The organism is Chryseobacterium capnotolerans (assembly GCF_021278965.1).
GTDB lineage: Bacteria > Bacteroidota > Bacteroidia > Flavobacteriales > Weeksellaceae > Chryseobacterium > Chryseobacterium capnotolerans.
This window is the reverse complement of record NZ_CP065589.1, coordinates 2870073-2892054: the sequence shown is the minus strand read 5'-3', so window position 1 is coordinate 2892054 and position 21982 is coordinate 2870073. Positions and strand designations below refer to the sequence as shown.

Here is a 21982-nt window from a genome sequence, read left to right as displayed (position 1 = left end):
AAAAAATAATACAGAATTACGATCAACAGAATATTTAGAGATCGTGGTTCTGTATAACTTAAAAATAAATACTACATATGAAAATCTTAGCAATAGCAGGAAGTAATTCAGAAGTTTCAATGAACAAGCAGTTGGTAGCGTATGCATCCACATTATTTGATAAAGGAGAAGTAGAAGTAATCGATTTGAACCCTTTCGAAATGCCAATCTACAAACATGAAAGAGAATTAGCTGGTGGAGTTCCTCAGGAAGCTCATGATTTTGCAGCTAAAATTGATGGCGCAGATTTATTATTAGTTTCTTTAGGAGAGCACAACGGAACATACTCTACAGCATTCAAAAATGTGTTCGATTGGGTATCAAGAATCAAAGACAGAACCGTATGGAATGAAGTGCCAATGCTATTGATGTCTACATCACCTGGAGGCAGAGGTGGAGCCGGAGTTTTAGAAGCGGCTTCTAAGCGTTTCCCTTTTCATGGTGGAAATGTGGTAGAAACTTTCTCACTTCCTTTCTTCAATAATAACTTTGATAAAGCGGAACAAAAAATTTCTAACGCTGAGAAAGACAGCGAATTAAAAGAAAAAAATAAAGAAGATTGCAGCCATTGAAACCATCCTTGAAAAATAGAATTTGAATATTCATTTAAAATTACTATTTTTGCAAAAAGAAAAGAGATGAAAATTCAGACCTCCTATAAACAATGTTTTTCTCATAAAGGGAAAATTGTGGGCTCTGAAATTCTGAGATAAAATAACGGCCGATAATCTGAAAAGATTGTCGGCTTTTTTTGTTTTCTAAATCGAATATAAAAAGTAAATTGAAATATATAAAGATAGTAAGATAACAGTCACCGGATCATACATAATCTGAGAACTGAAATCTGAGGATCTAAAAAATCTAAGCAGACATGAGCAACACTTACAAATCAGCAGGAGTAGACAAAGAAGAAGGATACAAAACGGTTGACAAGATCAAAAAAGCAGTGGGTGAAACCCACAATTCCAATGTATTGAACCATTTGGGAAGCTTTGGTGCTTTCTATGAGATTGGAGGATACAAAAACCCGGTTCTTGTTTCAGGAACAGATGGAGTAGGAACGAAACTGAAAGTAGCTTTAGATACCAAAAAATACGACTCTATTGGAGTAGATTGTTTCGCAATGTGTGCCAACGATATTCTTTGCCACGGTGCTAAACCTTTATTCTTCTTAGATTATTTAGCTTGTGGAAAGCTGGATTCTGAAATTGCGGCGGAAATCGTTCTTGGAATGGTAAATGCTTGTAAAGATAACAACTGTGCATTAATTGGTGGAGAAACTGCTGAAATGCCGGGAATGTACCAGCCTGGAGATTATGATGTTGCAGGGTTCTGTGTAGGAATCGTCGAAAAAGACCAAATCATTGATGGTTCTAAAATCAAACCAGGTAACAAAATTATTGCATTACCAAGCTCAGGATTCCACTCCAATGGATTCTCTTTAGTAAGAAAAGTATTCCCGAACTTTGAAGAAGAGTTTGAAGGAAAACCATTATATGAAACCCTTTTAGTTCCTACAAGATTATACTTTAAGGATATTCACAGAGTATTGGAAGAAGTAAAAGTAGAAGGAATTGCTCACATTACAGGCGGTGGTCTTTATGAAAACGTTCCAAGAATCATCCCTGAAGGACTTTGTGCTTCGATCGACGAATCAAAAATCAGAATTCCTAATGTAATGCTTGAGTTGGAGAAGAGAGGCGGAATTGCTCGTGAAGAAATGCACGGTACTTTCAATATGGGCGTAGGGATGGTAATCGTTGTAGATGCAGAACATGCTGAAAAAGTATTGCATCTTTTAGATGACGCTTACGAAATTGGTGAAATCATTGAAGGTGCAGAGAAAATCAATTTATCACTATAAATGACATCAGATTTCAGACACCAGACATCAGACTTTAGGTCTGTAATCCGATATCTGACCTCTAACTAACATCTGAATAATGAAGAACATTGTAGTGCTTGTATCTGGTTCAGGAACCAATCTGCAGAGAATCATTGATACCATTGAAGCTGGAGAAATTCAGAATGCAAAAGTGTCTTTAGTCGTAGCAGACAGAGAATGTTTCGGATTGGAAAGAGCAAAGAATCATAATATAGAAAACATACTGATTCCAAGAGGGAAAAATTTCAGCAGCGAATTGGCTAAAGTAGTTCCACAAAATACAGACCTTATTGTATTGGCAGGATTCCTATCCATTTTAAAACCTGAGATCTGTGAAAACTGGAACGGTAAAATAATCAATATTCATCCGGCATTGCTTCCGAAATTTGGAGGAAAAGGAATGTGGGGAATGAACGTTCACAATGCTGTTATTGAAGCTAAAGAAACGGAAAGTGGAGCAACAGTACATTTTGTAACTCCGGGTATTGATGAAGGAGAGGCTATTCTTCAGAAATCTTTTGAAGTAACAGCAGAGGATACTCCTGAAACAGTAGCTCAGAAAGTTCACCAGATTGAATATGAGATATTTCCTTTAGCCATTAATAAGGTCTTGGGAAACTAAAAAAAAATCTAAGTAAAATAAAAAGTAATCCGGAGGTGAAAGACCCGGATACAGTTTGAAATAACTGTGAAAAGTAAAAATTGAAAGTAATGAGTAAAAAGAGAGTTTTAATCAGTGTTTCTGACAAAAGTGGATTAATTGAATTCGCACAGTTTTTGGAAGCTCAGAATTATGAGTTGATCTCCACAGGAGGAACGTTCAAACATTTGAAAGACGCTGGTTTAAATCCAATTCAGATTGATGAGGTAACCGATTTCCCTGAAATGTTGGACGGAAGAGTGAAAACTTTACATCCAAAAGTTCACGGTGGATTGTTAGCGGTTCGTACCAACGAAGAGCACATGAAAACCGTTCAGGAGCACGGAATTGGTCTGATAGACATGGTGATCGTAAACCTTTATCCTTTCTTTGAAAACGTGAATAAAGACATTTCTTTACACGAGAAAGTAGAGTTTATCGACATCGGTGGTCCGTCTATGCTTCGTTCTGCAGCGAAAAACTTTGATTCTGTTACCGTAATTACTGATGTAGAAGATTATACAACAGTAAAAATTGAAATGGAACAAAACGGGGATACTTACATTGAGACTCGTAAGAAGCTTGCAGGAAAAGTATTCAACCTTACATCAGCTTATGATGCCGCTATTTCAAGAATGCTTTTAGATGAGGAATATCCAACGTATTTAAATGCTTCTTACAAAAAAGTTTCTGATCTTAGATACGGTGAAAACCCTCACCAGTCGGCAGCTTATTACGTTTCTACTTTCGAGAACGGAGCAATGAAAGACTTCGAACAGCTTGGTGGTAAAGAACTTTCTTTCAATAACCTTCGTGATATGGATCTTTGCTGGAAAGTAGTCACTGAGTTCAAAGAAGAAATGGCTTGTTGTGCTGTAAAACACTCTACCCCTTGTGGAGTTGCGATCGGTGCTTCAGCATTGGAAACGTACCAAAAAACTTTCGAATGTGATCCGGTTTCTATCTTTGGCGGAATTGTTGCTATGAACTATAAGATCGATGCCGCAACGGCTGAGGAGCTGAATAAAACATTCCTTGAGATTGTAATGGCTCCGGATTTCGACGAAGAAGCTCTTGAAGTTTTAAGAAAAAAGAAAAACCTTAGAATCATCAAAATCGTAAACCCTGTTTCTGACAAGAAAACATGGGTAAAAGTAGACGGTGGTATCTTGGTTCAGGATAATGATTTACATTTCTCTGATGATATCAAAGTAGTGACTGAAACTCAGCCTACGGAAGAACAGAAAAAAGCATTGCTTTTCTCTCAGAGAGTGGTAAAATATGTGAAATCTAATGCTATTGTAGTTTCTAACGGAATTCAGGCTTTCGGAATCGGAGGTGGACAGGTCAACAGAATCTGGGCTACACAGCAGGCGATTGAAAGAGCAAAAGAAAAATTCACAGGAGATTTAGTATTGGCATCCGATGCATTTTTCCCTTTCCGTGACGTGGTAGATTTCTGCGCTCAGGAAGGTATCAAAGCCATCATTCAGCCAGGGGGAAGTGTAAAAGATCAGGACAGCATTGAAGCAGCTAATGAGCATAAAATTCCAATGATGTTTACTGGGGTTAGACACTTTTTCCACTAATTAAAATAGAATTAAAAAATAATTTCGGATGGTAATTTTAGCATCCAAAATTATATATTTGTAGAATAAGACTAGATAATAAATAAAGTATGAGAATATTAATCATAGGTGAAGGCGGTAGAGAATCTGCTTTAGCAGCAAAGCTTCAGAATGACCCGAGAATTTCTAAAATGTTTTTTGCTAACGGGAATGCTACTACCGATGCAATAGGGAAAAATGTTCATTTATCAGAAATCAAAGAACTTAGAGATTTCGCTATTAAAGAAAAGATTGATTTAACGATCGTAGGACCAGAAGCTCCATTGGTAGCTGGGATCAAAGATGAATTTAAAAAGCACGATCTTAAGGTTTTCGGACCTACTCAGAAGGTAGCAAGCCTGGAAGGAAGTAAGGCTTTCTCTAAGAAATTTATGCAGACCTATGATATCAAAACAGCTAAAGCGGTAGTATTTGATTCATATAACGAAGCAAAAGAATATGTACAAACACAGCAATATCCTTTAGTGATCAAGGCAAGTGGTTTAGCAGGTGGAAAAGGAGTTGTTATCTGTGACAATCTTGAAGAAGCTGAAGCTACGATCCACGACTTCATGATCAGAAGAATTTATGGAGACGCTGGTATCCGTTTAGTAATCGAGGAGTATTTACAAGGTTTTGAAGCTTCTATCATTGCTTTCTCTAACGGTGAAAAGCTTTTCCCATGTGTAGCTGCAAAAGATTATAAAAAAGCAGGAAACGGAGATACAGGACCCAATACAGGAGGAATGGGTTCAGTGGCACCAAGCCCGGAATTCACTCAGGAGCACTACGCTGATTTTGAACAAAATATTTTAGAGCCTACTATTAAAGGTCTTAAAGCAGAAGGATTCAGTTTTAAAGGAATCATTTTCTTCGGATTAATGGTAACTAAGAACGGAGCTTATCTTCTTGAATACAACATGAGATTCGGAGATCCTGAAACTCAGGTATTGATGGCGCTTATGGAAAACAATCTTCTAGATGTGATCCAGGACTGTATGGATGGGAAAGATATCGAGCTTAAGTTTAAAGACGAAAAAGCAATCTGTCTTGTAATGTGTTCAGGAGGATATCCAAGAAATATCGAAACAGGTTTCGAAATTACAGGAGAAGACAAAGTAAAACACAGTAAACTGTTATATGCAGGTGCTGTCACAAAAGGAGATAAAGTAGTTTCCAATGGTGGTAGAGTATTGAATATTGTAGCTACAGGAGCTACTTTTGAAGATGCCCGCAAAAAAGTTTACGAAGACGCAGGCCACGTACATTTCGATTACGGCTTCTACAGAGAAGACATCGGAAAGTTTTAATAAAAATCACGAAAAAAGATTTGGAGCCATTCCAAGTCTTTTTTGTAAAACAGTTAAGTAAGCAATAGGCCTTAGGCTGGAGGCTGTAAGCATATTGTAATATAAAAAAAGCTTACTGCTTAAAGCTTATCGCTTGAAGCTTTTAAATTAATCATCATTTATCAATCATTACAAAATGAACAACGGTATTATTATTTTAGATTTCGGATCCCAGTACAACCAGCTTATCGGAAGAAGAATCCGTGAGATGGGAGTATATTCTGAAATCTTACCTTTCAATACACCTTTACAAGATATTATAGCAAAACAACCAAAAGGAATTATCCTTTCAGGTGGACCAAGTTCTGTAAACGCAGAAAATGCTCACCTGGTTGAAAAAACATTGTATGAACAGGGAGTTCCGGTTCTGGGAATTTGCTACGGAATGCAGATGACCGCTCACCTTTTAGGAGGGAAAGTAAATAAAGGAGAAAAAGGAGAGTACGGAAAGGCAAATCTTGAGATCGTTAAAGAAAGCTCTTTATTAAAAGGAGTGACTCAAAACTCTGTAGTTTGGATGAGCCACTTTGACGAAGTAGGAGAACTGCCTGAAGGTTTTGAATTAAACGCAAAATCAGGAGTAATTGCTTCTATTTCAAATGAAGACAAAAAAATCTTCTGTGTACAGTTCCACCCGGAAGTTTCTCACACAGAAGAAGGAGCGAAAATGCTTGAAAATTTCGTATTTGGAATCTGTAACTCAGAGAAAAACTGGAAACTGACCAACTATATTGAGAAAACAGTTGAAGAAATCCGTGAAAAAGTAGGAGACAATAAAGTAATTCTTGGTCTTTCAGGAGGTGTAGACTCTTCGGTAGCAGCTGTTTTGATTCATAAAGCAATCGGAGATCAATTAACTTGTATCTTCGTAGATACTGGGTTATTGAGAAAAGATGAAGGGAAGAAAGTAATGGATCAGTATGGGGAACATTTCCATATGAACATTAAAATGGTGGATGCTCAAGAAAGATTCCTTTCAAAATTAGCAGGAGTAGACGATCCGGAAGCGAAGAGAAAAATCATCGGAAACGAGTTTATCCACGTATTTGATGAAGAGTCTCACAAAATTGAAGGTGCTAAATTCTTAGCTCAGGGAACCATTTACCCTGACGTTATCGAAAGTCAGTCTGTAAACGGACCATCTGCAGTGATCAAGTCTCACCACAACGTTGGAGGGCTTCCTGAAGATATGGAATTCGAATTATTAGAGCCTCTAAGAGAGCTTTTCAAAGACGAAGTAAGAAGAGTAGGAGAAGAATTAGGAATTCCTCACCACCTGGTATACAGACACCCTTTCCCAGGTCCAGGACTAGGAATCAGAGTATTGGGAGCTGTAGATGCTGAGAAAGTAAGAATCCTTCAGGAGGCTGACGATATTTTCATCGAAGAGCTATACAAAAATGATCTTTATGAGAAAGTATCTCAGGCATTCGTAGTATTACTTCCGGTAAAATCTGTAGGAGTAATGGGAGATGAAAGAACTTACGAATACACAGCTGTAGTTCGTTCAGCTAATACAATCGATTTCATGACTGCAACATGGAGCAGACTTCCTTACGAGTTCCTTGATACTGTTTCAAGCAGAATCATCAACGAAGTAAGAGGAATCAACAGAGTAGCTTATGATATTTCAAGTAAACCACCTGCAACTATTGAGTGGGAATAATTTTTGACTTGAATTTTAAATATAAATCCTACCCATTTGGGTGGGATTTTCTGTTTACATTGGATATTTTGTTTCTGAAAAATAGTAATGCTTCTGTTCCAAGTTTCTTTTCTGTAAACAAGAATGATAAACTCCCACATCATTAAATCTATAAATCTCTGATTTTTGTCTGAGGTAAACGCTGGAAATAGGACAATATCATGGCTTTCTTCCAAAGTTTTTTACAAATAGAGCATTCACTTTGATTCAAAAAAATTATTGTTTTTTTTAATTGACATTTTGGTTAATGTTTTGCATAGTAATTACCTGTTAAAAACAAAATTTCACTAAATTTAAGTAAAAATATACCAAATGCAAATAGAAACAAGACCCCTGACTGTTCAGGATTATGATGAGCTGGCGGAAACAATGAAAAGAGCCTATCCACAGATGTCAGAATCCATATGGTCTAAAAAAAAGTATAGAAAAACTGACAAGAATATTTCCAAATGGGCAGATCTGCATTACTGTAGATGGCAAACTGGCAGCCGTAGCACTTTCTATCATCGTTAATTATGAAGAATTCGGAGATGATCATACCTATAGTGATATTACAGGCAATTATACCTTCAATACCCATTTATCCACCGGAAATGTTCTATACGGAATAGAAGTCTTTGTAGATCCGGAGTACCGTGAACTGCGTCTTGGTAGAAGATTGTACGATGCTAGAAAAGAACTTTGTGAACAGCTAAATCTAAAATCAATTATCCTTGGGGGAAGAATCCCCAATTACCACAAACACAGTCATGAACTTTCTCCCAGAGAATATATCCGAAGAGTAAGAGACAAGGAAATTTATGATCCGGTTTTATCTTTTCAGCTTTCCAATAACTTTTTGCCGATCAGAGTTTTGAAAAAGTATCTTCCCGAGGACGAAGCTTCAAAAGAAAATGCCGTGCTTCTGCAATGGAACAATATTTATTATAGCAAAAGACCGAATACCATGCAGGACAGCATCATCCGTTTGGGATTGGTACAATGGCAGATGAGGCATTTTAAAGACATAGAAGCCTTTTATGAACAGGTAGAATTCTTTGTGAATGTAATGGGAGATTATAAATCAGACTTTGTGTTGTTCCCGGAGCTTTTCAATACGCCTTTGCTGGCACCTTTCAATAGCCTTTCTGAAAGAGATAGTATGATAGAGCTGGCCAAACTTACTGAAGATATTAAAAAGAAAATTTCTGAGCTGGCCATCAGCTATAATGTCAATATTATTTCTGGAAGTATGCCTGTATTTGATCATGATACAAATGATTTGTATAATGTGAGCTACCTTCTTCATCGTGATGGTCGTATGGATGAATACAGGAAAATTCACATCACTCCGAATGAAAAAAGATATTATGGGATGAAAGGTGGGAATGAAATCAAAGTTTTCGATACAGACTGTGGTAAAATCGGACTCGTTATCTGTTATGATGTTGAATTCCCGGAATTACCAAGAATTTTAGCAGACCAGGGAATGAAGATATTGTTTGTTCCTTATCTCACCGATACTCAGAATGCTTATATGAGAGTACGTCATTGTGCAGCAGCCAGAGCTATAGAAAATGAATGTTATGTGGCTATCGCAGGCTGTGTAGGAAACCTCCCGAAAGTAAATAATATGGATATCCAGTTTGGGCAGGCTGCTGTATTTACTCCTTCAGATTTTGCGTTCCCATCCAATGCGGTGAAAGGGGAAGCCACTCCTAATACAGAAATGACCTTAATTGTAGATGTAGACTTGAATTTATTGAAAGATCTTCATCACAATGGCTCTGTTCAGGTGATGAAAGACCGCCGGAAAGATCTTTATGAAACCTATCTTAAATAATAAAACAGAATGCGAAAGCATTCTGTTTTATTTTACCTAAAATTTATTGAGCGAATTATTTATACTGTGGACAAACTACCGCAGGACAAATTAATCCCGGGCATTTTGGAAGTCCGTCAGTAGGGCAGCACTGGTAAGAACACTTACCACCGATAATGATTCCGCTTCCTGAAACGTTCTTTAATTGTTCTCTTGAAAGTTTGCTGTTACGTAAATTTTTCATTTTTAATATTATTTTTAATTAGTTGTGTAAAGTAAAAGAAGAGTATTCTTATTAGAAATAGTACTTTATGCTCTTTACTGTTATAGAAAATCAAGCATAAATATTTTTTTGTTAAAAAATAAAACAGAATGAACAAGCACTCTGTTCTATTTTACCTAAAATTTAATGGAGTATTTTATGAATACTGTGGACAAACTACATCAGGACACATAAGCCAAGGGCATGTTTGTCTTCCATCAGTAGGGCAGCATTCGGATGTACAGTTTTTGATCGGGGAATACTCCCACTTCCTGCAATACCTTTTAATTGTCCTCTTGAAAGTTTGCTGTTACGTAAATTTTTCATGTTGTAATACTTTTTATTGGTTTATTTTAATATTTGTACCTCATAAATATATAAATTATTATTATACATGACATTATTTTTTAATTATGATTAGAAATAATCATTTAAAATGCTGATTATGTGGTAATATTTTTAATCTCTGTATGGTGATTTTACGCTTGCTTTTTTATGAAATCAGCTAAATTCAAGCTGATAATTTTTACTAAGATGAGCATGAAGTTAGCAATTGGAGGCTGAAATTAATAAAAACTCTAAAGAATAATTCTTTTTCTAGTTTAGTTTTTAAAGGGTTAAATAAGAATACAGATAGTAATTGTGTGGCTAAAAGTAACTTCCAACCTCAAGCTTCCAACTTCCAGCCACTTAACCCTAAATTTTTTATTCTTAACCTAAGATGATATAGCATTAGGAATAGTTTTTGGAGTAAATTGCACTTATTATTGATACACTATGTTTGACAAGCAGCAAAGAAAACTGAAAAGATCCGCAAGACTGATTTCCGTATTAAGCAAATACGGTTTTAAAGATATGCTTGCAAGAATGAATGGCGGAAATAAGCAGGAAGAAGTTTCAGGAGATTCTGATGAAATAATTTCAAAAGGAACCGTTTACGAAAGAATAAGACTGGCTCTTGAAGAGTTAGGACCTACTTTTGTAAAACTTGGGCAGACATTCAGTAACCGAGAAGACTTGCTGCCACCGGAACTGATTCAGGAATTACAGAAACTTCAGGATAAAGTTGAAACTGTAGATATGGATGTGGAAGAAGCTCTGGAAAGTGAGTTTAATATCTCTGTAAAAGATCATTTCCTGGAAATCCAGAAAGAACCATTGGCTACAGCTTCCATTGCACAGGTGTATAAAGCTGTTTTGCTGGATGGAAGCCCTGTTATTTTAAAACTCAGAAAACCTGATGTTCAGTCTGTTATCGAAGACGATTTATTGCTGATCAAGGATATTGAAAAATTAATCTCAGCTTATTCGGAAATAGGAGAGAAGCTTAATTTAAAACAAGCCATTTCTACTTTTGAAAGATCTTTATTAGAAGAAGTCTCTTTAATTAATGAGAAGAATAATATCCAGCAGTTCCGACTCAATTTTAAGAATAATAAGGAGACCTATGTTCCCAAAGTGTATGAAGAATTCTCCAACAATAATATTCTTTGTATGGAGTTTATTGATGGCATCAAAGTAACCGATAAAGCTGTTCTTCTGGCCCATGATATTGATCCTGTAAAAGTTTCTGAAACAGGGTTAAGGCTCTTTGTTTCTCAGATTTTAGACTATGGTTTCTTTCATGCTGATCCGCATGCCGGGAATATTTTAGTGAAAAGAGATGACAAGATTGTCTTTATTGATTTTGGAGCCGTTGGAAAAATTCAGCCAAATGATAAGGAAATTCTTGAAAATCTTATTGTAAGTTTTGTGGCTAAAAATCCGCATAAAATAGTCAGATATCTCAAAAAAATGGCGGTGAGTTATGAAATTCCGGATGAAAGAAGATTTGAAAACGATGTGGAAGATATTCTCAATTTTGTTCACAGCTCTTCATTACAGGAAATTAATGTGCAGGTCATTATCAATAAGATGAAAGATATTCTAAAGGATAACAGACTTTATATGCCTGATTACTTCTATCTTTTATTTAAAGGTATCAGCCTGATAGAAGGAGTGGGAAGAAATATCAACCCGGATCTGGATATTGTAAAAGCCTTCATCCTTATACTAAAAAGATTTTTACCAAGAAGATCAACCCGAAAAACATTTTAAAAACAGGGATGGACCGGATGATGAATTTTACCGATAATGTAGATGAGATCCCAAGAGAACTTCGTTCAGTGCTTCAAAAGCTGGATGAAAATAAATTCACCGTTTCCAGTGAAATCAAAAATATTGAAAAGACCAATCAGCTGATAAAGTCCAGTGTTGTCAATCTTATTCTAGCTATGATTTTAGGGGCGAATATCATTGCGACATCAATCGTTTTTGCGTCAGAATCAGGACCAAGAATAGGAGAGTTGTCCTTAGTGGCAGTGTTAGGATTTGTATTCTCAATTATTTTGGTAATCATACTTTTGCTGAGAGTAACAAGAAAATAACTGTGTTGCAGACTATGATCTTTTGCATCCCGAACCTTTTATTCCGCACCCCGAAACAAAAATAAACCAATGAAAAAACTAATTATAACTACAGCAACTCTTTGCTGTTTATTCTGTATGGCACAGGAGAAAAGCGAAGAAATACTTCAGGGAGACTTTGACGGCAACGGAACAAAAGAATATGTTTATGCTAAAGTAAGTGACTGTAGTGATGAATGTGATGGAAAATGTGAAACTACAATCTATTTCAGTGATAAAAAGATAAAGCCGTTTGTTATTTCACCAGCTAAAGGCGGTGCTTTATATAATCTGGGAGACCTTAATGGAGACGGTAAAGATGAGGTTGGCTTTTATCCCAATTGGTGTACAAGCTGCTGGCATCCATTTTACACCTATACTTTAAGCAAAACAGGATGGAAACCATTGGTTGATCCTGTTTCCACTCACTGTAATCAATGGGAAGAAGACCAATTTCCAATTAAAAAAGATCCTAAAAAGAAAGGGAACGTCATAATCACCGCCAGCGAATGGAAAGATGATGATATAAAAATAAGCAGTAAAAGTATAAAGATTAACTGATAAGTTTTAAAATTTTTGGCTTCAATCTTAGACTTCCGCTTCATTTGGGGACTGGTCTTTTTCCATATCGCCATTTCTGTTGTCTGAAACCTGATTTTACATTTTAATATTAATACCTATCTTTGCAAAATGGAAAAACTCACTTTTGCAGATTTTGACCTGCCGGTTAAAATTCTTGATGTTTTAGCAGATCTAGAATTATTTGAACCTACTCCCATTCAGGAGAAGAGTTTGAAGCCTATCCTTTCCGGAAGAGATGTAATGGGAATTGCACAAACCGGAACCGGGAAAACTTTGGCTTATCTTTTACCTGTTCTGAAAACCTGGAAATACAGTAAAACAGGAAATCCAACAGTTTTAGTACTTGTTCCGACAAGGGAATTGGTGGTACAGGTAGCAGAAATTCTTGAGAAGCTGACTGAAAATATCACTGCAAGAGTAATTGGAATATATGGTGGGAAAAATATCAACACCCAGAAATTATTATTTAATGATGGTTGTGATATCCTGGTAGGAACACCGGGTAGAGTAATGGACCTTGCGATAGATAACGCAATTTCTTTAAAAGAAGTTCAGAAACTTATCATCGATGAATTTGATGAAATGCTTAACCTTGGTTTCAGACCACAGTTAACCCACATTTTCGAAATGATGAGAGAGAAGAGACAGAATATTCTTTTCTCTGCAACGATGACAGAAGCGGTTGATGATATGCTGGACGAATATTTTGCGAGCCCAATAGAAATTTCATTAGCGAAATCAGGAACACCGCTTGAAAAAATTGAACAGACGGGTTATAAAGTTGAGAACTTTAATACCAAGATCAACCTTCTTGAGCATTTGTTGAAGACTGATGCGGATATGTCTAAAGTATTGATCTTTAATAATAATAAAAAACACGCAGATCTTCTTTTTACTAAGATTGATGAGCTTTTCCCTGGGCAGTTTGATGTGATTCACTCCAATAAATCTCAGAACTACAGGCTTAAGGCAATGAAAAGCTTTGAAAATGAAGAGATCAGAGGTTTGATTACCACAGATGTAATGGCAAGAGGTCTTGATATCTCCAATATTACCCATGTGATCAACTTTGAGACACCCGATATTCCTGAACAATATATCCACAGAATCGGTAGAACCGGTAGAGCTGATAAAGAAGGTAAAGCAGTAACTTTTGTAACTAAAAAAGAAGAGCCTTTAATCCTAGATATCGAGCTTTTAATGGATAAAGATTTAAAGTTTAATGACTTCCCGGAAGACGTTAAAATTAATCCAACCAAAATTGCTTCTGAAAAAGATGAAGTAGTAATGAAAAATCCTGCACAGGTAAAACTGAATGAAGGAGGAGGAGCTTTCCATGAGAAAAAAGCGAAGAATACCAAAGAAAACTGGGGTGGACCTTCCAAAAGAAAAGCACCTAAGAAGTTTGGAGCCAACAGAGCACAGCAAAAATCAATCTCTAAATCCAAGAGAAAAAAATAATAAAAAACTCTCAGGTATAAATCTGAGAGTTTTTTATTCAAGGAAAATCTACTGTTTCTGAAAAACAGTCACATAGATATCTTGAATTCCGTCGTTATCATAATCTGGCTTACTATTGATTATTTCCATTGTAGATGTATTAAGCAAATGTAGATTTTGGTAGGCCTGTTGGTCATCACCACCAGTTACTGTGATGTAGAATGTAATAACCATACTGTTTGGTCCAAATTTGAATTTTCCTGTCTCCCGTATGTTATCACAAAAATTATTGTAATCGAATTCGCCATTAACGAAAAAATCATACGAAACTTGAGTATCGCATCCGGATAGTTGATTTTCAATCAAGGTAGCATTGGTACTCCCTGAAATAATCTTTCTTTTTGCAGCTTTCCAGCTTCCTATTAAAGGGGAATCTGCATAATCATTATTATTGCATGATAAAAAAGGAATACCGATAATAAAGAGATTATCTGATACTTTTTCATACCTGAAACGTATTAAAATATGAAGTTTTTTTACTTGTTTTGTAAATTATTTTTTGCAGATTTTTGCTTATCTAGTTAAGACAAGAATATTTTTATCATCAATGCCATCGTTGTCATAATCAAACAGACTTCGAATGACCTGAAATTCATTGTGTGTGAGTAGGTTTAAAGTAAAAGATTGAGGGGGGCTGCTATCATATGTGAAGGTTAGTTTTTTGGATGCATCATCATAGGTGTACATTATAGTTCGGCTGCTGAGAAGGCTGCAATTACCCCCTATGAGTTTGTACTCATTATTGGTCACTTTCTGATCTTTAGTGAACACTAAATTGGATTGTCCCTCACAGGCATCATAGAGTTCTGACAGAATGATGGAGCCATCTTTTCCGGAAATGATTATTTTTTTTGTCGTTTTCCAGGTTCCTATTATTGTAGGTTGTTGATCATCATCTTTACTGCAGGAATACAGTATCAGAAGGGCAGAAATTGCCCAAAATAATAATTTTTTCATTGGTGTTGTTTTGTGATTTGATGTAAAGAAAAGAAAAAAAATAATAGTAATAATATTTTTTTGGACAAAATTTTAAAGGATAAATAAAAAAACAGCTTCAATAACCTGTATGAAGCTGTTTTTTGTTTTCTAAATTATTGAACCTCTTATTTCATATAAGGCATCATCACTTTAGTCCAGATCTGATAACCTTCAGGCTTAAAGTGAAGCATATCCTCCACAAAAATATCTTTTCTTACATTTCCGTTAGCATCTTCCATAGCCTTGGTTACATCTATGAATTCTGCATGAGGTTGTTTTTTCATAAAAGCTTCAATTTTGGCATTAGCTTCTTTGATCTGAGGCCAAAGCTTCTCTCGGCTGGGAGAATATTTCATTGAAATATAATCTACTTCAATATCAGGAAATTTTTCACGTATCTTTTTGTAAAAGCTTTTGTATCTTTTTACTACTTTTTGAGCCTTTAGCTGGTGATTATCAGCAAAGTCATTTTCACCGCAATAGATAATAATCTGTTTAGGCTGGTAAGGAGATAAAAGATCATCCGCAAAATAATTAAGATCTGTAAGTCTTGAGCCTCCAAAACCTCTGTTGATGATGGTTTTAGTTGGAAAATAATCTGCTACGTCCGTCCATTTGGTAAAAGAGGAGCTTCCTATTAACAGGATGGCATTTTTTGGAGGTGGGTTTTGTTGATCTTGTTTTTTGAATTCCTGGATGTCATGCCAGAACATTGGCTTTTTTTCCTGTGAAAAGGCAATCATAAAACACAGCAATAGAAATGCTGATAGGATCTTCTTCATTATATTCAGTTTTAAAATTTGAGATAAAAGTAATAAAAAACTCCCGATCAACGGGAGTTTAAATTTTATCTTTTGTAAGTAATGTAGGTGACATCTATAATTTTGTCTCCATCTTTGTCATAATTTCCGACGGTCTGTGCCAGTCTAAGTTCAGTTTGGGTAAGCATATCCACTCTGAAGCTCATGTTTTCAGCTTCTTCTCCTTTTAGATGGATATTCAACATTTTAGAATCCGCACTATATGTGTAATCTCCTTCACTTTTAGCAGCAAAATGACAGTTGCTTCCATCTGCATTTCCATCATAAGCGGTATAACTTACATAATTATCTGTTCTGAAGTAAAGGGTGTTTTTAGCAGTACATCCTTCCGGAGTTATTGTTTGAAGCACCGTTTTATTATCTTTTCCTGAAATAATTTCTGTCTTTACTTCTTTCCAATCCCCTTGCAAAATTCCCATTTCATAGGCGTCAAGGTTATCATCATTACACGAAGTAAGCGCCAGAGCTGAAAAGGCGAATAAAAGTAGCTGTTTTTTCATTTTCACAAATTTAAGAATATGCTAAAATATAAATAAATTTGAAATATAGGTAATGAAATGGTGTTTTTTTAAACAAATGTTTATGAATAAGAAGAAAGAGTAGTGAAGGATTTAAAAAAATAAAAGGAGAATGATTTGATAAAAGATAAAAGATAAAAGATAAAAGATAAAAGATAAAAGATAAAAGATAAAAGATAAAAGATAAAAGATAAAAGATAAAAGATAAAAGATAAAAGATAAAAGATAAAAGATAAAAGATAAAAGATAAAAGATCTTTTCGTTAAACAACTATTATGCGTTTGGCTATCAACATCAATATAGGTGGGCTTTAGCCCTGCTTTTTCAAAAACTTCAACTATTTATACTCATATGAATATCAACGGGAGCGGGCTAAAGCCAAAACATAAAATGTACTTCGTACAAAATCTTTAAATCTTGAATATAAAACCTTCTAGTAGCTCATTTCCACAATCTTGGAAGCGTCCTGAGGAGTTAGTTTTTTATACTCTCCAAGTCCCAGCCAGTTTCTGTCTGTAAAAGCTTTTTCCACTCTTTCTGCAGTTCCTTTAAAATCTTCAGTGTATTCGGACAGTTTTGTTTTGATATGAAGACTGTGGAAGAATTCTTCAAGTTTTTTGATTCCTAATTCTGCTTTTTCTTCAATGCTTCCTTCTTTAATTCCCCATACTCTTTCCGCATATTGAGCCAGTTTTCCTTTCTTATCTTCAAAGTTATAACGATAATGGGAAGGAGCAATGATGGCCAGTGTTCTGGCATGATCAATACCGAAGTAAGCCGTTAATTCATGTCCCATAGCATGTACTGCCCAGTCTGTAATAACTCCTTTCTGAATCAATCCGTTTAATGCCATGGTACAGCACCACATAAAGTTGCCGGCAGCATCGTAGTTGAAATCTTCAGCTAATACTTTTGGAGCTGTTTCCTGAAGACTGATTAAGATACTTTCAGCAATTCTTTCCTGAAGGTCAGCAGAAGATGGAGCGGTCATATATTGTTCTAATACGTGAGTGTAAGCATCAGTAAGCCCATTTACAATCTGGTTTTTAGGAATAGATCTAATGACTTCAGGATCTAAAACCGAAAACTGAGGGAAAAGTCCAGGACCTCCGGAAGACAATTTTTCATTAGTTTCTCTTCTGGAAATCACATATCCTGAGTTCATTTCAGAACCGGTTGCAGGAAGAGTCAGAATACTTCCAAATGGCATCCCTTCTCCTTCAAAAGTTCTTACCTGTTTTCTTAAGATATCCCAAGGTTCACCATCATAATTGGCTGCTGCAGAGATGAATTTTGTTCCGTCAATAACAGAACCACCACCCACAGCCAGAAGATAAGTAATACCATTTTCTTTAATAAAACTTACAGCTTTAATCAGAACCTCATATTCAGGATTGGCGGGGACTCCACCAAACTCATAAAGATCATGCTCTTTTAAAGCTTCTTTTACCTGGTCGTACACGCCATTATTTTTGATGCTTCCACCGCCGTAGATCATTAATATTTTGGCGTCTTTTGGTATTTCGTTGGAAATTTTAGCGATTTCGCCCTTTCCGAAAAGTATTTTGGTTGGATTTTTAAACTCGAAATTAAGCATTGTTCTTAAATTTATTTAATTCAAATTTACGGAATGAAAAGGGAAAAGTAAGTTAATGAAATTTTAAAATTGCTATGATTGAATTTCATGAAAGCTATTAAAACTTATCTCCCCATCAATCTGTAACGGATAATTATTTGACTGTCTTTATATAGACTTACCGGAAAGATATGATTTTGCTCTTTTAATAAAGTCTTCCTTATCCTTTTTTATATCTTCTAATAATTTTTTCCTGTCGTCAGGGATGGTCAGATATTTGTCTCCCCATAGATTGATTTCAACAATAACAGGAACCAGATCAATCCCTTTTTCTGTAAGATGGTATAATATCTTCAGCTTGTTTTCAGGGTGGTCTTTTTTATCAATAATTCCATTTTCCAACAGGTTCTGAAGCCTTGTTGCCAGAATATTGGAAGCAATTTTTTCATCCGCTTTCTGAAGCTCCCCATACGTACATTCTTTTTTAAGCATCAGGTCACGGATGATTAGCAATGACCATTTGTCACCCCATATTTCCAGTGAACAGCTGATGGGACAGTCTGATCTTTTTTTACTCATTATTTTAATTGATGATATTTTACTTGCAAAATGAAAGTGTTTGTATTAATTTTGCTTTTGCTTTGCAAGTAAATTTAATCATAAAAAATTAATAAATCAAATGGAAAATTATGACATTGCCGTGATTGGCTCAGGCCCTGGAGGATATGTTGCCGCTATTAGAAGTGCACAATTAGGCTATAAAACAGTAATTATCGAAAAATATGACACATTGGGCGGTACTTGTACGAATGTAGGCTGTATTCCGACAAAAGCCCTATTGGACAGCACTCATCATTATGCAGAAGCGCATCATAAGTTTAATGAACATGGAATTAAAATTGATAAAATAGAGCTCGATTTTTCCCAGATGTACAAAAGGAAATCTGAAGTAGTAGCCAAAAACACCAGCGGGCTGAATTTCTTAATGGATAAAAATAACATTACCCATCTAAAAGGGATAGCTGGTTTTATCAATAATACCACCATTAAAGTAGTTAATGAAGCAGAAACGAAAGAGATCACTGCTAACAATTATATTATTGCAACAGGATCAAAGCCATCCACCATTCCCGGAATAGAAATTGATAAAAGAAGGATTATAACTTCCACAGAAGCTTTATCTCTGAAAGAAAAACCGAAATCTATGGTCATCATTGGGGGTGGAGTGATAGGAGTAGAAATGGCCTCTATTTTTAATCGTATCGGAACTCAGGTTATCATCCTTGAATATGCAGATCATTTGATTGCAGCGATGGATCACGAATTGGGAAAAGGTCTTCAGAAAATTCTTAAAAAAGAGGGGGTTGATATCCGCTTGGGACAGGCTGTTTATAAAACTGAAAGTTCAGATACAGCAGCTAGGGTCTTTTTTAAAGATAAAAACGGGACAGAAAATGAATTGGAAGCTGATTATATTCTGGTAGCTGTAGGAAGAAGCCCTTATGTAAAAGGATTGGGGCTTGAGAATACAGATGTACAATTAGATAACCGTGGATTTATTAAAGTAGATGAAAACAATCGAACTTCCGTTTCAAATATCTATGCGATAGGGGATGTAATTGGTGGAGCAATGCTTGCTCATAAAGCTGAAGAAGAAGGCGTTTTAGTAGCAGAAACAATTAACGGGCAAAAACATCATATCCATTATGACAGAATTCCCTCTGTGGTATATACATGGCCGGAAGTAGCCTCAGTTGGATATACCGAAGAATACCTCAAAAAGAATAATATTGCTTATAACATCGGTAAGTTCCCGTTTTCAGCCAGTGCAAGGGCAAGAGCTTCGATGGATACGGATGGGTTTGCAAAAGTTTTAGTGGATCCAAAATATGGAGAAGTACTTGGTGTACATATTATTGGAGCAAGAGCAGCTGATCTGATTGCCCAGGGTGTAATTGCACAAGAATATGAGGTGACCGCAGAAGATATGTTCCGTATTTCCTACGCACATCCAACGTATTCCGAGACTTTGAAAGAAGCTTATTTGATGGCATCAGGACAGGGAGCAGTTAACATCTGATATTGAAGTGAAGCTATGGAAAATACTTGTAAATTGCCACGAATACACAAATAATTGCTATTTATGCATAATAGTCTATGTCTCTATGTGGTTTGAAAAAATAATTTTCATCCCATAGGTACATAGATTTTTTTGGACTTAAAAATTTAATGTAAGATAAATTCTCGTGTCTTTGTATAGCCGGACAAACTATAAAGTAGTACAATCCTCACTTTTTGAATACACACCATTGCTTTTTGCATCTAGTTTGCCGGTCTTTCTATTAATCTTAATTAAAAAAGACTCTTTAGTTACAGGACAGCCTTTAGACTGTAAAACATACAGAGAAATTGAATGGTCTTCAATTTTATAAGAACCCGTAAAACGGTTTTTAGTATCAATAGAGTATCCGTAAGTTCTGGCCAATAGAATGGCTTCGGGAAGGTTATCAACGGTTCCGATAAAATCTCTTAATTGCTGTTCATTGGAAAAATAAACAGATCTTTCTTTTTTGCAGGCAAGAATATAGGTAAAACAGCTATTTCAATACATTTCTGAAAAAATCCTTTTTCAGGTGCAGGCTCATTAATCGTCATAAAAAGAGGAGCCTGGCTTTCGTAGATGATGGCCTTGTCGGGGTCATTGTCATTGGTGAGAACTCTCCAGTACTCATATTCTTTATTGGGAATAACGAAAGGGTAAAGGTATTCTGTAGTATCCAGAATATCGGGTATTTTCTTATAATCATCAGGAACTTTGATCTGAGCTGAAAGCAGACTGGTAATGATCAGGGAAAGTGCGATGATGATTTTCATAAAGAACCATATTTTCAAAGCAAATTTACGAAAATTACTGATGCATTTTAATGCTTCAAAATGATTATAAAAATTTCATAGGATAACCGGTTTTAATATTTCCATTGATAATCTTTTTCAATTTTGATTCAATCATTTTTCTTGTGAGAGGTTTCAGATGATCAATATATAAAACTCCTTGAGTGTGGTCATATTCATGTTGAATAATCCTTGCTGTTAATCCTGCAAAAGTTTTAGTTTGTTTTACAAAATCCTGATTCAAATATTCAATGGTAATTTTCCATGGCCTTTCCACCTTTTGAGACAGACCGGGAATACTTAGACATCCTTCATAGTCTTCCCAGGTTTCTTCAGAGGAATCAATGATCTTCGCATTGATAAAAGTTTCCCTGATTCCTTGACCATTTCTTTCAAAATAGAGAAGCTGATCTTCGGTATCAAGATTTTCAAAAGTGATCTGGCTATCCACAACAAAAAGTTGTAAAGGCTTATTGATCTGCGAAGAGGAGAGGCCGCATCCGTTGGAGCTTTCCATAGTTTCCCACATATTGGCAATAAGGTCCTGGATTTCCTGGGTGTTCTCGTTAATCTGTGTGCATTTCTGTTTTAAAATGCGGTTTCCATAGGCTACAATTGGTAAATTCATTTGAAATACTTTTCTGCAAAGTTCAGCAGAAGAGGAAAGATATACAATGAACCTATGTTAATTAATCTGTCTGCGGATTCTGCTTAATGCCTGTGGGGTAATTCCGATATAAGAGGCAATATATTTAAGGGGAACGCGCTGCAATAACTCTGGCTGTTCCGTGAATAACTTTAAGTATCGCTCTTTTGCCGTAAGTTTCAATAAAGAAAGCTCTCTCTTGCTTTTAGCCAGAAACAGTTTTTCAGAAGCAAAACGTCCCAAATGATTGCCGACATGGGTTTGAGTATAAATTTTTTGTAAGTCATTATAAGAAATCTGCCATACAACAGTTTCGCTTAATGCCTGCATCTCATATTCAGATGGTGTTTGGCTAAGAAAAGAATCATAGGCACAGGTAAACTCCTTTTCAAAACTGAAACTGAAGGTATAACCATATTCATCATCAGGAATATAAAACCTTACCAGCCCGGATTCAATAAAAGACAAGTAATTTTCCGTATCACCTTGCTGGGTAATGATTTCGTTTTTAGCATACGTCTTTCTATGGAAATATCCTGCGATAAACTCCCATTCAGATTCCTGCAGCTTGACGATTTGTTCGTAATATTCTCTGATGTAGCCCATTTTCGGAATTTTGAATACAGCTGATAATTTTATATCGAAGATTAATTTAGCCTCAAAGTTACGAAATGTTTAATTGAACATATAGATAAGAATGATTTATGGATAGCTTAATTTTCAGGAGAATAAAGTTT

The 21982-nt window shown here is 35.7% G+C and carries 23 protein-coding genes and 1 pseudogene; 12 read left to right on the top strand and 12 right to left on the bottom strand.

The genetic code is table 11. From position 1 onward, the window contains the following. The first annotated feature begins 77 nt into the window (after nt 1-77). The 7 genes and pseudogenes from H5J24_RS13840 (at nt 78) to H5J24_RS13810 (ending at nt 9047) form a co-directional block, all read left to right on the top strand. Nucleotides 78-611: an NADPH-dependent FMN reductase gene (locus H5J24_RS13840; RefSeq protein WP_232815598.1), complete on the top strand. Its 534-nt coding sequence runs from the start codon at nt 78-80 to the stop codon at nt 609-611. A 299-nt stretch (nt 612-910) separates the two neighbouring features. Beyond that, the gene (purM, locus tag H5J24_RS13835) at nt 911-1903 is read left to right on the top strand and encodes a phosphoribosylformylglycinamidine cyclo-ligase (RefSeq protein ID WP_068942671.1); all 993 of its coding nucleotides are present in this window, start codon (nt 911-913) and stop codon (nt 1901-1903) included. A 79-nt stretch (nt 1904-1982) separates the two neighbouring features. After that, nucleotides 1983-2546, top strand: a complete 564-nt coding sequence (gene purN / locus H5J24_RS13830) for a phosphoribosylglycinamide formyltransferase (RefSeq protein WP_068942672.1) — start codon at nt 1983-1985, stop codon at nt 2544-2546. 89 nt (nt 2547-2635) lie between these two features. Continuing rightward, entirely contained in the window at nt 2636-4153 is a 1518-nt protein-coding gene (gene purH / locus H5J24_RS13825; RefSeq protein ID WP_068942674.1) for a bifunctional phosphoribosylaminoimidazolecarboxamide formyltransferase/IMP cyclohydrolase, read from the top strand. 89 nt (nt 4154-4242) lie between these two features. Further along, nucleotides 4243-5481 (top strand): phosphoribosylamine--glycine ligase, encoded by a 1239-nt coding sequence (gene purD / locus H5J24_RS13820; RefSeq protein ID WP_068942676.1) that lies wholly within the window; start codon nt 4243-4245, stop codon nt 5479-5481. A 175-nt stretch (nt 5482-5656) separates the two neighbouring features. Beyond that, entirely contained in the window at nt 5657-7186 is a 1530-nt protein-coding gene (gene guaA / locus H5J24_RS13815; protein ID WP_068942678.1) for a glutamine-hydrolyzing GMP synthase, read from the top strand. A 351-nt stretch (nt 7187-7537) separates the two neighbouring features. Beyond that, a pseudogene (locus H5J24_RS13810) lies at nt 7538-9047 on the top strand (GNAT family N-acetyltransferase). A 55-nt stretch (nt 9048-9102) separates the two neighbouring features. On the opposite strand, the gene H5J24_RS13805 reads toward H5J24_RS13810, so the two are convergent. Together H5J24_RS13805 and H5J24_RS13800 are read right to left on the bottom strand one after the other, a co-directional pair. Then, on the bottom strand, nt 9103-9270 hold the full coding sequence (locus tag H5J24_RS13805) for a hypothetical protein (RefSeq protein WP_167386988.1): 168 nt from the start codon (nt 9268-9270) through the stop codon (nt 9103-9105). A 195-nt stretch (nt 9271-9465) separates the two neighbouring features. Continuing rightward, entirely contained in the window at nt 9466-9615 is a 150-nt protein-coding gene (locus tag H5J24_RS13800; protein ID WP_232815597.1) for a hypothetical protein, read from the bottom strand. Between the two features lie 450 nt (nt 9616-10065). Between H5J24_RS13800 and H5J24_RS13795 the strand changes: the two genes are divergently transcribed. The 4 genes from H5J24_RS13795 (at nt 10066) to H5J24_RS13780 (ending at nt 13775) form a co-directional block, all read left to right on the top strand. Next, complete coding sequence (locus tag H5J24_RS13795) at nt 10066-11385, top strand: ABC1 kinase family protein (RefSeq protein WP_232815596.1); 1320 nt, start codon at nt 10066-10068, stop codon at nt 11383-11385. Between the two features lie 17 nt (nt 11386-11402). After that, nucleotides 11403-11714: a hypothetical protein gene (locus H5J24_RS13790; protein ID WP_232815595.1), complete on the top strand. Its 312-nt coding sequence runs from the start codon at nt 11403-11405 to the stop codon at nt 11712-11714. Between the two features lie 69 nt (nt 11715-11783). After that, nucleotides 11784-12293, top strand: coding sequence for a hypothetical protein (locus H5J24_RS13785; protein ID WP_068942686.1), 510 nt, complete (start codon nt 11784-11786; stop codon nt 12291-12293). A gap of 129 nt (nt 12294-12422) precedes the next feature. Further along, nucleotides 12423-13775, top strand: a complete 1353-nt coding sequence (locus H5J24_RS13780) for a DEAD/DEAH box helicase (RefSeq protein ID WP_068942688.1) — start codon at nt 12423-12425, stop codon at nt 13773-13775. Nucleotides 13776-13823: 48 nt separating this feature from the next. Here H5J24_RS13780 and H5J24_RS13775 read toward each other — a convergent pair whose 3' ends face one another. The 6 genes from H5J24_RS13775 to H5J24_RS13750 form a co-directional block, all read right to left on the bottom strand. Then, complete coding sequence (locus tag H5J24_RS13775) at nt 13824-13988, bottom strand: hypothetical protein (protein WP_232815594.1); 165 nt, start codon at nt 13986-13988, stop codon at nt 13824-13826. A 339-nt stretch (nt 13989-14327) separates the two neighbouring features. Further along, nucleotides 14328-14771, bottom strand: coding sequence for a lipocalin-like domain-containing protein (locus tag H5J24_RS13770; protein ID WP_068942692.1), 444 nt, complete (start codon nt 14769-14771; stop codon nt 14328-14330). 146 nt (nt 14772-14917) lie between these two features. Beyond that, nucleotides 14918-15574, bottom strand: a complete 657-nt coding sequence (locus H5J24_RS13765) for a GDSL-type esterase/lipase family protein (protein WP_068942694.1) — start codon at nt 15572-15574, stop codon at nt 14918-14920. Nucleotides 15575-15639: 65 nt separating this feature from the next. Then, nucleotides 15640-16113 carry a lipocalin-like domain-containing protein gene (locus H5J24_RS13760; protein ID WP_068942696.1) on the bottom strand — a complete coding sequence of 158 codons (474 nt, stop codon included), beginning with the start codon at nt 16111-16113 and terminating at the stop codon, nt 15640-15642. A 451-nt stretch (nt 16114-16564) separates the two neighbouring features. Continuing rightward, a complete protein-coding gene (locus H5J24_RS13755; RefSeq protein ID WP_068942698.1) occupies nt 16565-17728 on the bottom strand; it encodes an iron-containing alcohol dehydrogenase in 1164 nt (387 codons plus the stop codon). A 147-nt stretch (nt 17729-17875) separates the two neighbouring features. Then, entirely contained in the window at nt 17876-18286 is a 411-nt protein-coding gene (locus tag H5J24_RS13750) for a winged helix-turn-helix transcriptional regulator (RefSeq protein ID WP_068942700.1), read from the bottom strand. 100 nt (nt 18287-18386) lie between these two features. On the opposite strand from H5J24_RS13750, the gene lpdA reads away from it, so the two are divergent. Continuing rightward, nucleotides 18387-19787 (top strand): dihydrolipoyl dehydrogenase, encoded by a 1401-nt coding sequence (lpdA, locus tag H5J24_RS13745; RefSeq protein ID WP_068942701.1) that lies wholly within the window; start codon nt 18387-18389, stop codon nt 19785-19787. A 189-nt stretch (nt 19788-19976) separates the two neighbouring features. On the opposite strand, the gene H5J24_RS13740 is transcribed toward lpdA, so the two are convergent. The 4 genes from H5J24_RS13740 to H5J24_RS13725 form a co-directional block, all read right to left on the bottom strand. After that, a complete protein-coding gene (locus tag H5J24_RS13740; protein ID WP_232815593.1) occupies nt 19977-20192 on the bottom strand; it encodes a hypothetical protein in 216 nt (71 codons plus the stop codon). Between the two features lie 44 nt (nt 20193-20236). Further along, nucleotides 20237-20581 carry a hypothetical protein gene (locus H5J24_RS13735; protein WP_232815592.1) on the bottom strand — a complete coding sequence of 115 codons (345 nt, stop codon included), beginning with the start codon at nt 20579-20581 and terminating at the stop codon, nt 20237-20239. Between the two features lie 64 nt (nt 20582-20645). Beyond that, nucleotides 20646-21227, bottom strand: a complete 582-nt coding sequence (gene def / locus H5J24_RS13730) for a peptide deformylase (protein WP_068942703.1) — start codon at nt 21225-21227, stop codon at nt 20646-20648. 57 nt (nt 21228-21284) lie between these two features. Further along, complete coding sequence (locus H5J24_RS13725) at nt 21285-21851, bottom strand: Crp/Fnr family transcriptional regulator (RefSeq protein WP_068942704.1); 567 nt, start codon at nt 21849-21851, stop codon at nt 21285-21287. Nucleotides 21852-21982: the final 131 nt, after the last annotated feature.

What these genes read in the sequence shown, in the direction of transcription:
- H5J24_RS13840 (WP_232815598.1), top strand. Translation starts at nt 78, where the DNA reads ATGAAAATCTTAGCAATAGCAGGAAGTAATTCAGAAGTTTCAATGAAC.
- purM (WP_068942671.1), top strand. Translation starts at nt 911, where the DNA reads ATGAGCAACACTTACAAATCAGCAGGAGTAGACAAAGAAGAAGGATAC.
- purN (WP_068942672.1), top strand. Translation starts at nt 1,983, where the DNA reads ATGAAGAACATTGTAGTGCTTGTATCTGGTTCAGGAACCAATCTGCAG.
- purH (WP_068942674.1), top strand. Translation starts at nt 2,636, where the DNA reads ATGAGTAAAAAGAGAGTTTTAATCAGTGTTTCTGACAAAAGTGGATTA.
- purD (WP_068942676.1), top strand. Translation starts at nt 4,243, where the DNA reads ATGAGAATATTAATCATAGGTGAAGGCGGTAGAGAATCTGCTTTAGCA.
- guaA (WP_068942678.1), top strand. Translation starts at nt 5,657, where the DNA reads ATGAACAACGGTATTATTATTTTAGATTTCGGATCCCAGTACAACCAG.
- H5J24_RS13805 (WP_167386988.1), bottom strand. Translation starts at nt 9,270, where the DNA reads ATGAAAAATTTACGTAACAGCAAACTTTCAAGAGAACAATTAAAGAAC.
- H5J24_RS13800 (WP_232815597.1), bottom strand. Translation starts at nt 9,615, where the DNA reads ATGAAAAATTTACGTAACAGCAAACTTTCAAGAGGACAATTAAAAGGT.
- H5J24_RS13795 (WP_232815596.1), top strand. Translation starts at nt 10,066, where the DNA reads ATGTTTGACAAGCAGCAAAGAAAACTGAAAAGATCCGCAAGACTGATT.
- H5J24_RS13790 (WP_232815595.1), top strand. Translation starts at nt 11,403, where the DNA reads ATGATGAATTTTACCGATAATGTAGATGAGATCCCAAGAGAACTTCGT.
- H5J24_RS13785 (WP_068942686.1), top strand. Translation starts at nt 11,784, where the DNA reads ATGAAAAAACTAATTATAACTACAGCAACTCTTTGCTGTTTATTCTGT.
- H5J24_RS13780 (WP_068942688.1), top strand. Translation starts at nt 12,423, where the DNA reads ATGGAAAAACTCACTTTTGCAGATTTTGACCTGCCGGTTAAAATTCTT.
- H5J24_RS13775 (WP_232815594.1), bottom strand. Translation starts at nt 13,988, where the DNA reads ATGGTTATTACATTCTACATCACAGTAACTGGTGGTGATGACCAACAG.
- H5J24_RS13770 (WP_068942692.1), bottom strand. Translation starts at nt 14,771, where the DNA reads ATGAAAAAATTATTATTTTGGGCAATTTCTGCCCTTCTGATACTGTAT.
- H5J24_RS13765 (WP_068942694.1), bottom strand. Translation starts at nt 15,574, where the DNA reads ATGAAGAAGATCCTATCAGCATTTCTATTGCTGTGTTTTATGATTGCC.
- H5J24_RS13760 (WP_068942696.1), bottom strand. Translation starts at nt 16,113, where the DNA reads ATGAAAAAACAGCTACTTTTATTCGCCTTTTCAGCTCTGGCGCTTACT.
- H5J24_RS13755 (WP_068942698.1), bottom strand. Translation starts at nt 17,728, where the DNA reads ATGCTTAATTTCGAGTTTAAAAATCCAACCAAAATACTTTTCGGAAAG.
- H5J24_RS13750 (WP_068942700.1), bottom strand. Translation starts at nt 18,286, where the DNA reads ATGAGTAAAAAAAGATCAGACTGTCCCATCAGCTGTTCACTGGAAATA.
- lpdA (WP_068942701.1), top strand. Translation starts at nt 18,387, where the DNA reads ATGGAAAATTATGACATTGCCGTGATTGGCTCAGGCCCTGGAGGATAT.
- H5J24_RS13735 (WP_232815592.1), bottom strand. Translation starts at nt 20,581, where the DNA reads ATGAAAATCATCATCGCACTTTCCCTGATCATTACCAGTCTGCTTTCA.
- def (WP_068942703.1), bottom strand. Translation starts at nt 21,227, where the DNA reads ATGAATTTACCAATTGTAGCCTATGGAAACCGCATTTTAAAACAGAAA.
- H5J24_RS13725 (WP_068942704.1), bottom strand. Translation starts at nt 21,851, where the DNA reads ATGGGCTACATCAGAGAATATTACGAACAAATCGTCAAGCTGCAGGAA.